The sequence below is a fragment of the Mycolicibacterium chitae genome (assembly GCF_900637205.1).
Classification (GTDB): Bacteria; Actinomycetota; Actinomycetes; order Mycobacteriales; family Mycobacteriaceae; genus Mycobacterium; species Mycobacterium chitae.
In genome coordinates this window covers 221,495-234,082 of sequence record NZ_LR134355.1, presented here as the reverse complement: position 1 = coordinate 234,082, position 12,588 = coordinate 221,495, and the positions used below count along the sequence as shown (strand labels likewise).

Annotated in this window: 16 protein-coding genes and 1 tRNA gene; 5 read left to right on the top strand and 12 right to left on the bottom strand. The window is 69.8% G+C overall.

Annotated features, from left to right (window positions below; all coding sequences use genetic code 11):
- Positions 1–3 precede the first annotated feature (3 nt).
- On the bottom strand, positions 4–1,224 hold the full coding sequence (gene tgt / locus EL338_RS01135; RefSeq protein ID WP_126332057.1) for a tRNA guanosine(34) transglycosylase Tgt: 1,221 nt from the start codon (positions 1,222–1,224) through the stop codon (positions 4–6).
- Complete coding sequence (locus EL338_RS01130; RefSeq protein WP_235666336.1) at positions 1,199–1,963, bottom strand: HAD family hydrolase; 765 nt, start codon at positions 1,961–1,963, stop codon at positions 1,199–1,201. Before EL338_RS01130 ends, tgt begins: the two co-directional genes overlap by 26 nt.
- Positions 1,964–2,049: 86 nt before the next feature.
- Between EL338_RS01130 and EL338_RS01125 the strand changes: the two genes are divergently transcribed.
- The 3 genes from EL338_RS01125 to EL338_RS01115 all read left to right on the top strand — a co-directional run bounded on the left by EL338_RS01125 (position 2,050) and on the right by EL338_RS01115 (position 3,774).
- Positions 2,050–2,571 carry a lipoprotein LpqH gene (locus tag EL338_RS01125; protein ID WP_126332055.1) on the top strand — a complete coding sequence of 174 codons (522 nt, stop codon included), beginning with the start codon at positions 2,050–2,052 and terminating at the stop codon, positions 2,569–2,571.
- A gap of 68 nt (positions 2,572–2,639) precedes the next feature.
- Positions 2,640–3,080 (top strand): lipoprotein LpqH, encoded by a 441-nt coding sequence (locus tag EL338_RS01120; RefSeq protein ID WP_126332054.1) that lies wholly within the window; start codon positions 2,640–2,642, stop codon positions 3,078–3,080.
- Between the two features lie 160 nt (positions 3,081–3,240).
- Positions 3,241–3,774 (top strand): lipoprotein LpqH, encoded by a 534-nt coding sequence (locus EL338_RS01115; protein ID WP_126332053.1) that lies wholly within the window; start codon positions 3,241–3,243, stop codon positions 3,772–3,774.
- Between the two features lie 59 nt (positions 3,775–3,833).
- Here the strand turns inward: EL338_RS01115 and EL338_RS01110 are convergent, their stop codons facing one another.
- From EL338_RS01110 to EL338_RS01085, 6 genes are read right to left on the bottom strand one after another with little or no spacing between them, the layout of a single operon-like run.
- Positions 3,834–4,289 (bottom strand): NUDIX hydrolase, encoded by a 456-nt coding sequence (locus tag EL338_RS01110; RefSeq protein ID WP_126332052.1) that lies wholly within the window; start codon positions 4,287–4,289, stop codon positions 3,834–3,836.
- A complete protein-coding gene (locus EL338_RS01105) occupies positions 4,289–5,656 on the bottom strand; it encodes a WS/DGAT/MGAT family O-acyltransferase (RefSeq protein WP_126332051.1) in 1,368 nt (455 codons plus the stop codon). The genes EL338_RS01110 and EL338_RS01105 overlap by 1 nt, the downstream gene beginning before the upstream one ends.
- A gap of 41 nt (positions 5,657–5,697) precedes the next feature.
- Positions 5,698–6,111, bottom strand: a complete 414-nt coding sequence (locus EL338_RS01100; protein WP_126332050.1) for a VOC family protein — start codon at positions 6,109–6,111, stop codon at positions 5,698–5,700.
- 7 nt (positions 6,112–6,118) lie between these two features.
- Positions 6,119–7,363 (bottom strand): sulfotransferase family protein, encoded by a 1,245-nt coding sequence (locus EL338_RS01095; RefSeq protein WP_126332049.1) that lies wholly within the window; start codon positions 7,361–7,363, stop codon positions 6,119–6,121.
- On the bottom strand, positions 7,360–8,427 hold the full coding sequence (locus EL338_RS01090) for a DUF1214 domain-containing protein (protein WP_126332048.1): 1,068 nt from the start codon (positions 8,425–8,427) through the stop codon (positions 7,360–7,362). The genes EL338_RS01095 and EL338_RS01090 overlap by 4 nt, the downstream gene beginning before the upstream one ends.
- A complete protein-coding gene (locus EL338_RS01085; RefSeq protein ID WP_235666335.1) occupies positions 8,424–9,038 on the bottom strand; it encodes a TetR/AcrR family transcriptional regulator in 615 nt (204 codons plus the stop codon). The genes EL338_RS01090 and EL338_RS01085 overlap by 4 nt, the downstream gene beginning before the upstream one ends.
- Before the next feature lie 60 nt (positions 9,039–9,098).
- Here EL338_RS01085 and EL338_RS01080 point away from each other — a divergent pair, with 60 nt between their 5' ends.
- Positions 9,099–9,452 (top strand): Fe-S protein, encoded by a 354-nt coding sequence (locus EL338_RS01080; RefSeq protein ID WP_126332047.1) that lies wholly within the window; start codon positions 9,099–9,101, stop codon positions 9,450–9,452.
- Between the two features lie 249 nt (positions 9,453–9,701).
- Here the strand turns inward: EL338_RS01080 and EL338_RS01075 are convergent.
- The 3 genes from EL338_RS01075 to EL338_RS01065 all read right to left on the bottom strand — a co-directional run bounded on the left by EL338_RS01075 (position 9,702) and on the right by EL338_RS01065 (position 10,995).
- Positions 9,702–9,792 (bottom strand) — tRNA-Ser (locus EL338_RS01075).
- A 220-nt stretch (positions 9,793–10,012) separates the two neighbouring features.
- Positions 10,013–10,474 (bottom strand): nucleoside deaminase, encoded by a 462-nt coding sequence (locus tag EL338_RS01070; protein ID WP_126332046.1) that lies wholly within the window; start codon positions 10,472–10,474, stop codon positions 10,013–10,015.
- Positions 10,471–10,995, bottom strand: a complete 525-nt coding sequence (locus tag EL338_RS01065; protein WP_126332045.1) for a tRNA adenosine deaminase-associated protein — start codon at positions 10,993–10,995, stop codon at positions 10,471–10,473. The genes EL338_RS01070 and EL338_RS01065 overlap by 4 nt, the downstream gene beginning before the upstream one ends.
- Positions 10,996–11,074: 79 nt before the next feature.
- Between EL338_RS01065 and EL338_RS01060 the strand changes: the two genes are divergently transcribed.
- The gene (locus EL338_RS01060) at positions 11,075–12,031 is read left to right on the top strand and encodes a prephenate dehydrogenase (protein ID WP_179967147.1); all 957 of its coding nucleotides are present in this window, start codon (positions 11,075–11,077) and stop codon (positions 12,029–12,031) included.
- Here the strand turns inward: EL338_RS01060 and EL338_RS01055 are convergent.
- The gene (locus EL338_RS01055; RefSeq protein WP_126336609.1) at positions 11,997–12,548 is read right to left on the bottom strand and encodes a putative glycolipid-binding domain-containing protein; all 552 of its coding nucleotides are present in this window, start codon (positions 12,546–12,548) and stop codon (positions 11,997–11,999) included. The two genes, EL338_RS01060 and EL338_RS01055, sit on opposite strands and share 35 nt — an antisense overlap.
- Positions 12,549–12,588 lie beyond the last annotated feature (40 nt).

The window sequence follows — 12,588 nt, the reverse complement described above, 5'->3', positions numbered from 1 at the left end:
AGGTCAGGACCGGTAGTACCGGCCGAGGACGTGCTCACGCAGATCCTCGAAGCGCCCGTCGCCGATGGCGGCGCGGATGTCGTCGACGAGCCGGATGATGAACCGCTCGTTGTGGATGGTGCACAGCGTGGAGGCCAGCATCTCCTTGGCCTTGAACAGGTGATGGATGTAGGCGCGGGTGTAATGCGCGCAGGTGTAGCAGTCACACTCCGGGTCCAGCGGCGTGAAGTCCCGCTTGTAGCACGCCCCGGTGATGTTGTAGCGCCCCGTCGCCGCGTAGATGGCCGCGTTGCGGGCCACCCGCGACGGCGACACACAGTCGAACGTGTCGGCGCCGGCGGCCACGGCCGCGAACAGGTCGTCGGGTTCGCTGATGCCCAGCAGGTGCCGCGGCTTGTCGTCGGGCAACTCGTCGGTGACCCAGCCGACGATCGTCGCCAGGTTCTGCTTCTCCAGCGCCCCGCCAATGCCGTACCCGTCGAACCCGCGGCCGTCCGCGTCGCGGATCTCGACCAGGCCGCGCGCGGCCTTCCGGCGCAGATCCTCGTACTGCGCACCCTGCACCACCCCGAACAACGCCTGATAGGGCTTGTCGGCGCGCTCGCGGGTCAGCCGCCGATGCTCGTCGACGCAGCGCTGGGCCCACGCGTGCGTCCGGCGCACCGACTGCTCCTGGTAGCCGCGGGTGTTGACCAACGTGGTGAGCTCGTCGAACGCGAAGATGATGTCGGCGCCCAGCTGGTGCTGGATGCCCATCGACACCTCGGGGGTGAACCGGTGCCTGGACCCGTCGAGGTGCGAGGTGAACGTCACGCCGTCGTCGTCGACGCGGGCCAACCGTTCCTTGCCCTCGGCGATCACGTCGTCGGCCTGCACGCGGTTGGCGTCCATTGACAACACCTTGCGGAAGCCGGCACCCAGGGAGAGCACCTGGAATCCGCCGCTGTCGGTGAACGTGGGCCCGGACCAGTTCATGAACTTGCCCAGCCCGCCGGCCTCGTCCACCACGTCCGGGCCCGGCTGCAGGTACAGGTGGTAGGCATTGGCCAGGACCGCTTGGGCACCAAGGGATTTCATGGTCTCGGGCAGAACCGCCTTGACGGTGGCCTTGGTGCCGACGGCGATGAAGGCCGGGGTCTCGACGTCACCGTGCGGGGTGCGGATCACCCCGGCGCGACCGCGGCCGTCCGGCAGCGTCTCACGCACCTCGAAGAGTTCGCCCACGCCAGGTATTCAACCCGATGCGCAGCGGGCGCCGCCCCGCACCACCGACCCGCAGGATCGGCCAGCCGTGTTCGTCGGCCGCCGCGGCCAGCCCCGGTCGCGGGTTGACCGGCCGCGGATTGCCCACCCGGCGCATCAGCGCCGCGTCCTCGTCGCCGTCGGCGTAGAAGTAACTGTGCTCGAGGGCCACGCCGTGGCGGGCGCTGAAATCCGTGGCGGCCGCGGCCTTGCGCGCGCCCCAGATGATCGGCGTGACGATGTCGCCGGTGAGCCGGCCGTGCGCGTCGACCTCGAAGTGGTTGCAGATCAGGTGCGGGATGGCCAGCCCCCGCGCGACGGGCCCGGCGTGGATGGTCAGCGCCGACGAACTGAGCACCACAGTGTGCCCGAGGTCCTGATGGATGCCGATCAGCCGCAGCATCTCGGTGTGCAGCCGGGGCCGGATCTGCTCTTCGAACAGCTGCTCGCCGAGTTCCTCCAGTTCGGCCAGACCGGTCCCGCGCAGGTAGCCGGCGGCCCGCACCAGCAGGCGGTCGAACTCCATGCGTCCCCAGCGATAGCGCAGGGCCGCCTCCAGGATCCCGAACAGTTCGCCAATCTTGGCCTGCCGGTTCCGGATTCGGTGGCGCGCGTGGGCCGACGGGGTGAACCCGTCGATCAGGGTGCCGTCGAGATCGAAGAAGGCGCCGATGTGCGCCCCCGCCGGCCCCTCGGCTACCTCAGCGATCAGATCGGTCACCGCACGACCCCTTCCGAATGCGGCCAGTTTAGGCGAGTCTGTCGGTCCCCCGGATTCCGCGGCGGCGACCCCGTCATACTCGAACCATGAAGCCATCAGTTCTCGCCGGCGGTTGCACCGTCGCACTCGTCCTCCTCGCCGGCTGCTCCGCACAGGATTCCGACTCCGCCGACAGCACCGACACCACCGGGGCGACGACGGCCACCGCGACCGAGGACTCCGCGCCGGGAGCCGAGCCGACCGAGGGCCAGGCCGCGCCCGAGGGCGACCACGTCACCTTCGGCGCCTCTGACGTCGGCGAGATCTCGTCGGTGACCTGTCAGACCGACGCCGGCGTCACCACCATCACCATCGCCGCCACCCCGGACACCACTGTGGTGCTCACCGACGAGGAGACCCCGGCGGTCAAGTCCGTGAGCATCGGCGAGGCCGGTTCCGACGGGCCCTCGCTGGTCTTCCTCGAGGGCGTCTCCGACGCACCGGAGACCACCCGCGACGGCAACCGGTACACCGTCGTCGGCTCCGGGATGGGCACCGAGTCCAGCGACGAGAGCGACCCGGCCCAGCCCGTGGAGATGCCGTTCGACATCGCGGTCAGCTGCCCCTGACCGCCCGCGGCCGACGCGGCGGCGACGAAACCGGGGCCAGACGTGCCCGGCCCGGATACATTCCCCTGGTGAAGTATTCCTATCTGGTTGTCGCCGCCGTCGGCGCGACGGTGCTGGCGGGCTGTTCCTCGAACTCCGACGAGTACACGCCGCCGCCCGGGACGCTGGTGGCCGGCACCGCCGAAATCACCGTCAACGACACCGACCTCGGCGAGTTCGACTCGGTGTCGTGCTCGCCCGCCGGGCCGCTGACCACGATCACCACCGGGGACGACACCTCCGGCAGCACCGTGGTGATCTCCAACGCCGAGGGGTTGATCGCCGAATCGGTGTCCATCCGCGAACTCGGCGGCTTCACCGGCAGCTACAACCGCGGCCTCGGCGACGACGAGGCGGAGGTGTCGATGACCGGGAACACCTACACCGTGACCGGCAGCGCCGACGGCTTCGCCACCGACGAACCCAGCTTCCGGACCACCGGCACGTTCACCATCAAGGTGGCCTGCTGATCCCGGCCCACATGACGGCAAACCTGACTACCACCGTTTTCGCCTGACTATCGTCGGGTAGCAAATTTTTTGGCAATTCTGCGGTCGATCCCGGGCAGCGCCGACCATACTTTTTGAGGGATTCGCCGCTCCGGCGGGTCACGACAAAAGGAGAACAGTGGTGAAGCGAGCGTTTGCAGTCGCTGTCAGCGGGGCGGCCATCCTGATCGGCGGGTTGGTCGGCTGTTCGAACGACAGTTCCAATTCGGATCGCGTGCACGAGGCCACGGAGAGCGCCAAGAGCGCCGTCAACGAGGCCACCGAAACCGCCAAGAGTGCGGTCACCTCCGCCACCGACGCCGCCAAGGAGGCCATCGACGGCCCCAGCGTCAGCATCGACGGTGAAGACCAGAACATCGAGGGCAACGTGACGTGCGCCGCGATGGGCGGCAACGTCCAGATCGCCATCGGCGACGCGGCCGGCGGCGTCGGCGCGCAAGTCAGCGAAGGCGACGACCCCGTCGTGCGCTCGGTCGGACTCGGCAACGTCGGCGGCGTCGCCCTGGGCTACACCGAGGGCGTCCCGGGCGGCGAGGCCACCGCCACCAAGGACGGCAACACCTACACCATCACCGGCACCGCCTCCGGCGCCGACATGGCCAACCCCATGGAGATGGTCACCAAACCCTTCGAGATCAAAGTGACCTGCCCCTAGTCCCTAGGTGCAGGATTCCCGGCGACGGCGTACCCGGCGGGTGCGCCGTCGCTGTCGTTTCACCGTCGGTCGAGCAGACGGTCGAGGAACGGGCGCTGCCCCTTGAGCAGCTTGACCCGCGCGGCCTCGATCGGCAGCCACGCCACCCGGTCGACCTCGGGGAACTCCCGCATCCGCCCCGAACCGCGGGGCCACTCCAGCTCGAAGGTGTTGCTGCGCGCCTCGGCGATGTCCAGGTCGGCGCGCACCGCGAACACCGTCACCACCTTGCCGCCGGCCTGCTTGACCTCGCCGAGGTCCAGCCGGTCCCCGTCCGGCACGGCCAGCCCGAGTTCCTCGGCGAACTCGCGCTGCGCCGCAACCCACGGATCCTCGTCGGCGTCGTACTCGCCCTTGGGGACCGACCAGGCGCCGTCGTCCTTGCGCGCCCAGAACGGCCCGCCGGGATGCGCGAGCAGCACCTCCACCTCGTCGGCGACCCGGTAGAGCAGCACCCCCGCGCTGAGCTTGGCCATCAACCGCAGACGGCGCGCTCGAGGTCCTTCAGCGCGTCCTCGAGGTGGCCGAGCAACCGCTGCAGGTGCGGCACGCTGCGCCGGCAGCCGACGATGCCGAAGTCCAACCGATCGCCGTTGCTCACCAGGGTGATGTTGACGGCCTGACCGTCCATCGCGATCGACAGCGGATAGCTGCCCGTCAGCCGCGCACCCTTCCAGTACATCGGCTGCCGCGGGCCCGGGACGTTGGAGATCACGATGTTGAACGGCGGCGGGGTGTTGCCGACGATGCCCGGCAGCACCACCAGGCCCAGCGGCGAGAGCAGCGCGGCCGACAGCGCCAGGGCCTGCAGCTTGGGCAGTTCGGCGAACACCTTCTTGTTGCCGGCCATCGAGTCGCTGATGGTGGCCAGCCGCACCGCCGGATCCTCGACGTCGGTGGCCAGGTTGCACAGGACCGCGCCGACCTGATTGCCGCCGGCGTCCGCGTCGGCCTCCGAGCGCAGGCTCACCGGGACCATGGCGATCAGCGGGGCGTCCGGCAGCGCCTGCTGCTCGATCAGATAGGCCCGCAGCGCGCCGGCGCACATGGCCAGCACAACGTCGTTGACGGTCACCCCGGCCGCCTGCTTGACCCGCTTGACCCGGTCCTGCGGCCAGGACTGCGCGGCCACCCGGCGGGCGCCGCCGATCTTGCCGTTGAGGATGGTCTTCGGCGCCCCGAAGGGCAGCGTCAACTGCTGTTCGAGCAGCGCCGCGCGCGCCAGCTTCACTGTCGACGGCGCCACCCCGGCCACCGAACCGGCGGTGTCGGCGACGGTGCGCAGCAGTTGGCCGACGGAGCCGTCGCCGCGTCTGGTGCTTTTCTTGGGCGGCAGGGCCCAGGGCGCGCGCACCTCGGTGTCGTTCGGGTCGGTCGACAGGGTGCGTTCGGTGAGCTTGAGCGCCGAGACGCCGTCGATCAGCGAGTGGTGAATCTTGGTGTACACCGCGAACTGTCGGTCGGGCAGCCCCTCGATGAGGTTGGCCTCCCACAGCGGGCGATGCCGGTCCAGCAGCGTGCCGTGCAGCCGCGAGGTCAGCTCGAGCAGGTCGCGAATGCGGCCCGGGCTGGGCAGCGCCGAGCGGCGCAGGTGGTAGTCGAGGTCGACGTCGTCGTCATAGGTCCAGCCGACGTTGGCGACGCCGCCGAGCAGCGTCGCGGGATGTTTGCGGAACGTCGGCTGGAAGTCCTCGACGGTGACGAGTTCCTCGTACAGTTCCCGCACGAAGTCCGGCCCGGCGCCGTCGGGCAGTTCGTAGAGCGACAGCCCGCCGACGTGCATCGGGTGCTCGCGGCTCTCCCCCAGCAGGAAGATCAGGTCGGTGGGCGAAATCAGCTCCATGTGCCATTACTACCCGCGTCGGAGCCGGTTCACCGGCCGAATCACAGCGTTCCGAAAAACTCGAGGTGGTTGCCGTCGGGGTCGGCGACGAACAGCCAGCCCATGCCGGGGGCCGGGGCGAACTCGGTAAGCGGTTCGACCAGTTCGTAGGGGGATTCGGCAACCTTGGCCGCGACCTCCCGCAGGTTCTTCACCCCGATGGTGAAGTAGCGGATCCCGGCCTGGGCGCGCCCGCCGCCCGGCGCCGCGGGGGCCGGCGGCGGATCGTCGTAGCTGACGAGTTTCACCACCCCGGTGCCGACGCCGTAGCGGCGCTGCGAGCCACCCGGGAAATCCACCTCGCCCTGCGGTTGCAGCCCGAGGAAGCCTTCGTAGAACGCGATCATCTCGTCGAGCCGGGTGGTCACCAGCGCGACCTCGATGCCGGGGGTCAGCAGATCCAGATTCACCGTCATCCGATCATCATGACCGATCGACGAAGCGGCGCCGGTAGGCCCCGAAGCGCTCGGCGACCGCTTCGGTGTCCAGGCCGAGTGCCACCGGGTCGTAGACGACCCCGCCGTGGCGGCCGCGGGGATGCTCGGCGAGGAAGTCCCGCATCGCCGCGCGGACCTGATCGTCGAAGGGTTGGTCGGCGCGTTCGTAGATGGCCCGGAGGGTGCCCTCCTCGTCGGCCATGAAGTCGTCGAACCGGATGTCGATGGACTGTGCGGCGGGCAGCGCGTCGCGGTCGCGCACGCAGCCGTCGAGCAGATCGCCGATGCGGCCCAACCAGTGCCGGGTCAGGGTGGCCGGGTCGGGCCGCACGGTCGACATCCGGGCGGCGTAACAGATCATCGTCAGCATCGACGTCGTCACCTCGACGGGATCGCGGTGCGTGACAACGAAAGTGGCGTCCGGGAACGTCGCGGCCAGGGTGGGGAACTGTTCGAGGTGCTGCGGGGATTTGAGCACCCACCGGCGGCCGCCGCGCAACCATTGCAGGGCCTGCAGGGTGCGCCTGAGGTACGCGTACGACGGCCCCTGATCGCGCCGCTTGTAGTAGGCGGCGAAACTCGGTACGTAGTAGGTGGTTTCGAACAGCATGCCGGCAATGTCGTTGGCCAGCAGCTGAATTTCCTCGTGGGCGTGCTCGACCGTCATGTCGTGCATCCGGCGGAAGTCCGGCATCGAGGTGTGCACCAGGTCGAGCCCGGCGGCGCAGCGCTGCCGGCGCGGCTCGGGATCGTCGGGTTCGGGGGTCGGGAAGGGTTCCAGGCTCTCCCAGTACGGCAGATGCCGCAGCGCGGGGTCGGCGGCCAGCAGGTTGTGCAGGTGCGTGGTGCCGGTGCGGGGCAGGCCGCAGATGATGATGGGGCGCTCGATGGCGACATCCTCGATCTCGGGGTGCTGCTGGACGAGCGCCTCGAGGCGGAGCCGGTTGACCAGGTTGCCCACCAGTTGCTCGAAGACGATCGCGGTGCCCGCCGCGGACAGGCCCGCCTCCTGGCGCAGCGCGGTACACAGCACGTCGAGGCGGTCGCGGAAGGCCCCGTCACCCCAGTCCTGCAGGCCGGCGCGCTCGGCGGCGGTCGCGCACAGCGCGTCCGGGTCGAGCCGCAGGGTGGCGCCGTAGGCGGCCAGGCCGTCGCGGATCGGTTGTGCGGCTTCGGAATACACCGGGTCGGCGAGGTCGGTGAACCGGACCGGTGTGGGCGAGGTGGTCATCGAGCTGCCTGGTCAAGGTTCACGACGCGGCACTGTGGGCGCGGCGGGGTCTGCTCGGGCAGGAACCAGCGCAGCCAGATCAGCCCGGTCGCCCGCCCCGCGGTGGACACCCAGTTGGGGTGCCCCGGGTCGCGGTCGCTGACGACAATCTCCCACGAGCCGTCGGGTTCGTAGCTGACGTGCGCGCCGTTGATGGTCACGCGTTCGTAGGTGTAGTCGAAGGTGTGCAGGAACGGATTCCACAGGCACAGGTTCCAGAACACGCACTCCGGGGAGGTGCCCGTCACCACCAGCGCCTGATCGGGTTGCAGTTCGTAGGCGCCCATCGCGTAGGCCGCGTCGGCGGCCGACCAACCGTAGGCGTGTTCGGGCACCGGGAACGGCTCGTGGATCTCGTTGGGCGGCCCGATCCGGCTGGGCAGGAAGGAAACCTGTTCGCGCAGCCAGGTTTTCGCCGCTTTCAGGCGTCGGGTCAGGTCCTCGGCGCTGTCGTGTCGGCGCGCCGGCGGGTCCAGCGCCTCGATCTTCCACTCGGGTCGGCGCCCGGTCCCCGGTTCGGTGAGATAGTCGCGGGTGAGGGCGAATTCGGCGTCGGGGTCCAGCTTCAGCCAGGTGCCGTCCTGCGGGTCGGGGCTCAGCACGAACTCGAAGTTGCCGTCGACGTCAAATTCCAGGTTGCGGTCGTTCACGGTGCCGACGATGCGGTTGCTGTACTGCCCGCCGCCGGGGCCGCCGTAGACCGTCATCGACAGGTACACGGCGTCGCCGCGGTTGCCGGTGACCCGGTAGGTCCGGTTCGGGTCCAGGGGCGCGAGTTGGTAGAACGCGTCGGAATTGTCGCCGCCCCACTTCAGATACGGCCCGATGACGTCGGTGAGGATGGGGTTGTCCCGGTCGCCCCAGACGTAGGCGTCGACCGTGACGCGCAGCAGGCTGAAGGTAAGGCGGTAGCCGTCGAGCAGATCGGGTTCGCTCAGCGGCGGGTCCGCGGTGAGCAGTTTGCGCTCGATGGCCCGCAGTTCGTCGAGCAGTTCGTTGAAGGCGGTCGACAGCGCTTCGGTCATCGGTGGTCCTGCTTTCGGTTCGGGGTGGCGCGGATGCCCTGGATCACCAGGGCGCACAGGCGTTCCGCGAGGTCGTCTGCGGCGGGGCCGCCGAGTTGGGCGTGGTAGAAGGTGGTCCCGATGAGGACCTGATAGAACGTGTCGACGTCGACGTCGGGGGCCACTGCGCCCTGCTCGATACCGCCGCGCACCAGGTTCCGGAAGCCGGTGAGGGTGCGCTCGTCGAGCAGTTGCTGGGTACGGATGCGCAGATCCGGGTTGCGGTGCCGCTCGGTGAGGATGCCCAGCGCGGCGGCCTCGACGACGGGGTCGTGCCAGAACCCCAGCGCGGCCGCGACGAAGGTGCGCAGGTCGGTGTCGAAATCCCCGCTCTGCGGCGGGAATTCGCCGGCCTGCGGCTCGCCGAAGGCGGCGTCGAACACCACGTGTGCCTTGGATGGCCAGCGCCGGTACACGGTGGGGCGGCTGACGCCGGCGGCCTTCGCGATGGACTCGATGCTCAGCTGGTCGTAGCCGTCCTCGGCCAGCAGTCGGCGGGTGGCGGCCATGATGTCGCGGTCGGTGCGCGGGTCGCGGGGGCGGCCCCGGGCGGCGGCCTCGTCGACGGTCACCTTTTTATAGTTACACGACGTAACGTAAATGTTGCGCGGTTTGGACGTACGATCTGCGACATGGAACTACTACGCGACGTAGTTGTGTTGGTTCATCTCGTCGGGTTCGCCACCCTCTTCGGCGCCTGGATCACCGAGTTGGTGTCCCGCCGCTTCCGGGTCAGCCGCGTCATGGACTACGGACTGCTGGTGTCGCTGCTGTCCGGGCTGGCGCTGGCCGCGCCGTGGCCGGCCGGGATCGAGCTGAACTACCCGAAGCTCGGCATCAAGCTGGTGCTGCTGGTGATCATCGGCGGGCTGATCGGCACCGGCGGGGCGCGGCAGAAGCGCACCGGGCGGGCCGTCCCGCGCGCGATGTTCTATGCCGTGGGGGTGCTGGTGTTGATCACGGCCGGGATCGCGGTGCTCTGGTAGCGGTGTGGGCCGGCGAGGGCGGTCCGGGGCTGTGCACCTAATCTGATCCCGTCCCGCTGCTCAACACTCCAGGGCGATCCAAGCTTGAAATCTACTCGGGTAATTTCAAGGTTGCCGATCCAAGCTTGAAAAGTTGGTCGACGATTTCAAGTGTGGACAGACCCGTCTACAACCGTCTGCGGGCACGAGGAGGCATCTCTGCCCCCGGCATGAAAAAGCCCCGCACCTGCGTTCGCAGGCGAGGGGCTCTGGCGGTGGCGGTGGGATTTGAACCCACGGACGGGGGTTACCCGTCACACGCTTTCGAGGCGTGCTCCTTAGGCCGCTCGGACACGCCACCGTGGGGCAGCTTACCGGCCGCGGTCCGTGCGCACATAATCGCGGCTTGACCTGCGCGCGAGGTTGCGGCCAGGGCTGTGCGTTCGGCGTGGGGACGACCCCGGAAGAACTCTCGGCGGCACTCTCGGCGGCGCTGGTGGCGAGCGGGCGCAAACTACGGAAAACCATCGGCGTGGCGGCCGCGGACACGCACGCTCGCGCAAGGGGACCCCAGCACGCAACTAGCGCTGGCGGGCGAAGAACTCCTCCAGCGGCGCCGCGCACTCCTCGGCCAGAACACCGCCGCGGACCTGCGGGCGATGCGTGAGCCGACGGTCCCGCACCACATCCCACAGCGAGCCCACCGCACCGGTCTTGGGCTCCCACGCCCCGAACACCACCCGCGCGACGCGGGCCATGACCAGCGCGCCGGCGCACATCGTGCACGGCTCGACGGTCACCGCCAGCGTCGCGCCCTCGAGCCGCCAGCCGTCGCCGAGCACCCCGGCGGCCGCGCGCAGCGCCAGGATCTCGGCATGCGCGGTGGGGTCGCTCAGCGCCTCGCGGGCGTTGGCCGCGCGGGCCAGCTCCACCCCCTCGGCGGAGACGACGACGGCACCGATCGGGACGTCACGCGGGCCGACGGCCTCGGCGGCCGCCAGCGCCGCGCGGATCAGCGACTCGTCGTCGGGAACGCGGCTCACCGGCCGAGTTTGTCCAGCACCGCCGAGAGCTCGTCGGCGAACCCCATCTCGCGGGCGATGCTGCTGATCTGCTCGTCGGCGTACATGTCGGTCTCGGCCAGGATCGCGTTGAGGACGTCCTCGTGCAGCCCGAGGTCCGACAGCACCGCCAGGTCGCCCTCGGCGAACGGATCGGAATCCTCAAGGTCGTCGTCGTCGATCTCGGCGTCCAGGTTGTCCAGCGCGTCGGAGGCGATGTCGTAGTCGAGGGCCGCGGTCGCATCCGACAGCAGCATCCGGGTGCCGCCGGGCGCGGGCCGCATGACGATGAAGAACTCGTCGTCGATATTGAGCAGCCCGAACACCGCACCGGCGCTGCGCAGTTCACACAGCTCCGTCTCGGCCGCGGTCAGGCTGCTCAGGGCCTTGCCGCGCAGCGCCGTGCAGCGCCACCGCCCGTCCTCGCGCACCACCGCGACCCCGAAGCCGTCGGTGCTGCCGGCGTCGGTGGATACGTCCTGCTTCGACCTCTGGGGGCCCATGCGCGCTAACGGTAGTCCGAGACCTACCGGTTGACCAGGCGATCGATACCCGGGCCGCCGGTGTGCCAATCTGGACAGCGTGACAGCCACCCCCGTCTGCGTCCTGGGCCTCGGTCTCATCGGCGGCTCGCTGCTGCGCGCCGCGGCCGCCGCGGGCCGCCCGGTCTTCGGCTACAACCGGTCGATCGACGGCGTCCAGGCCGCCACGGCCGACGGTTTCGACGCCTCCGCCGACATCGACGCCACGCTGACCCGCGCCGCCGAGACCGGGGCGCTCATCGTCATCGCGGTCCCCGTGCCGGCGCTGCCCACGATGCTGGCGCACATCGCCGAGAGGGCCCCCGACAATCCGCTGACCGACGTCATCAGCGTCAAGGCGGCGGTCCTCGATGCGGTGGCCGACGCGGGCCTGCTGGCGCGCTACGTCGGCGGGCACCCGATGGCGGGTACCGCCTACTCCGGCTGGGCGGCCGGCGACGGGCGACTGTTCGTCGGCGCGCCGTGGGTCGTGTCGGTCGACGACCACGTCGACCCGCACGCGTGGGCCCAGGTGATGCAGCTGGCGCTGGACTGCGGATCGTTCGTGGTCCCGGCGCGCTCCGATGAACACGACGCCGCCGCGGCCGCCATCTCGCACCTGCCGCATCTGACCGCCGAGGCCATGGCGATCACCGCCTCCGACGTGCCGCTGGCCTTCGCGCTGGCCGCCGGTTCCTTCCGCGACGGCACCCGGGTGGCGGCCACCGCCCCGGACCTGGTGCGGGCGATGTGCGAAACCAACAGCGCCGAACTGTTGCCGCTGCTCGACCGCGCCATCGAGTTGCTGACCGCGGCCCGGCACAGCCTGGCCGACAGGGGTTCGGTGGGCGAACTGGTGGAACACGGCCACGCCGCGCGTACCCGCTACGACAGCTTCACCCGACCCGACGTCGTCGGCATCGCGATCGGCGAGGAGAACTGGCGCGACGAACTCGCCGCGGCCGGCCGGGCCGGCTGGGTGATCAGATCCGCGTTGCCAGGCCCGGATAGTCGATAGGGAAGCCCTCGTCGTCGACGGTGATCGTGGTCTGCGCGACGGGGGACTGCAGCTTGATACCGCTGGCGGTCCGGGCGTAGCCGATGGTCACGGGCTCGACGGTCAGATCGGGCAACCACACGTAGACCACGGGCAGCGTCACCGAATCCTTGCGCCGGTGCAGCCCGGTGCGGCGGATCGGCAGCGCGTTGAAGAACGGGCTGAAGACCACGTCGACGTCCAGCGCGCCGTCGAACGCGGCGCGGGAGGTCTGGCCGGTGTGGTCCTGCACCAGCCACATGTTCTCCTCGTCGCGGGCGATCGACAGCTGCCGCTCGCGCTCGGCGAGCGTCACCGACAGCGACAGCCGCTTGGTGGCCCCGGACTCGTCGGTCACCAGGTCGTAGGAGGCGCCGAAGGCCGGCGTCTGCGGGGTGGCCGCCGACACGATGCGGCCGTTGGCCTTGATTCGGTTGCCGGACAGCTGAATCCGCACCGACTCCATCCGAGGCAAATCATGGGCGCGCCAGGTCAGCATCGCCGGCCAGGCGCTGTCCTTCGCGTTGTCGGGAGCACTC

What these genes read in the sequence shown, in the direction of transcription:
- EL338_RS01110 (WP_126332052.1), bottom strand. Translation starts at nt 4,289, where the DNA reads ATGGCCAAGCTCAGCGCGGGGGTGCTGCTCTACCGGGTCGCCGACGAG.
- EL338_RS01105 (WP_126332051.1), bottom strand. Translation starts at nt 5,656, where the DNA reads ATGGAGCTGATTTCGCCCACCGACCTGATCTTCCTGCTGGGGGAGAGC.
- EL338_RS01065 (WP_126332045.1), bottom strand. Translation starts at nt 10,995, where the DNA reads ATGGGCCCCCAGAGGTCGAAGCAGGACGTATCCACCGACGCCGGCAGC.
- EL338_RS01100 (WP_126332050.1), bottom strand. Translation starts at nt 6,111, where the DNA reads ATGACGGTGAATCTGGATCTGCTGACCCCCGGCATCGAGGTCGCGCTG.
- EL338_RS01095 (WP_126332049.1), bottom strand. Translation starts at nt 7,363, where the DNA reads ATGACCACCTCGCCCACACCGGTCCGGTTCACCGACCTCGCCGACCCG.
- EL338_RS01055 (WP_126336609.1), bottom strand. Translation starts at nt 12,548, where the DNA reads ATGCTGACCTGGCGCGCCCATGATTTGCCTCGGATGGAGTCGGTGCGG.
- EL338_RS01125 (WP_126332055.1), top strand. Translation starts at nt 2,050, where the DNA reads ATGAAGCCATCAGTTCTCGCCGGCGGTTGCACCGTCGCACTCGTCCTC.
- EL338_RS01080 (WP_126332047.1), top strand. Translation starts at nt 9,099, where the DNA reads ATGGAACTACTACGCGACGTAGTTGTGTTGGTTCATCTCGTCGGGTTC.
- EL338_RS01090 (WP_126332048.1), bottom strand. Translation starts at nt 8,427, where the DNA reads ATGACCGAAGCGCTGTCGACCGCCTTCAACGAACTGCTCGACGAACTG.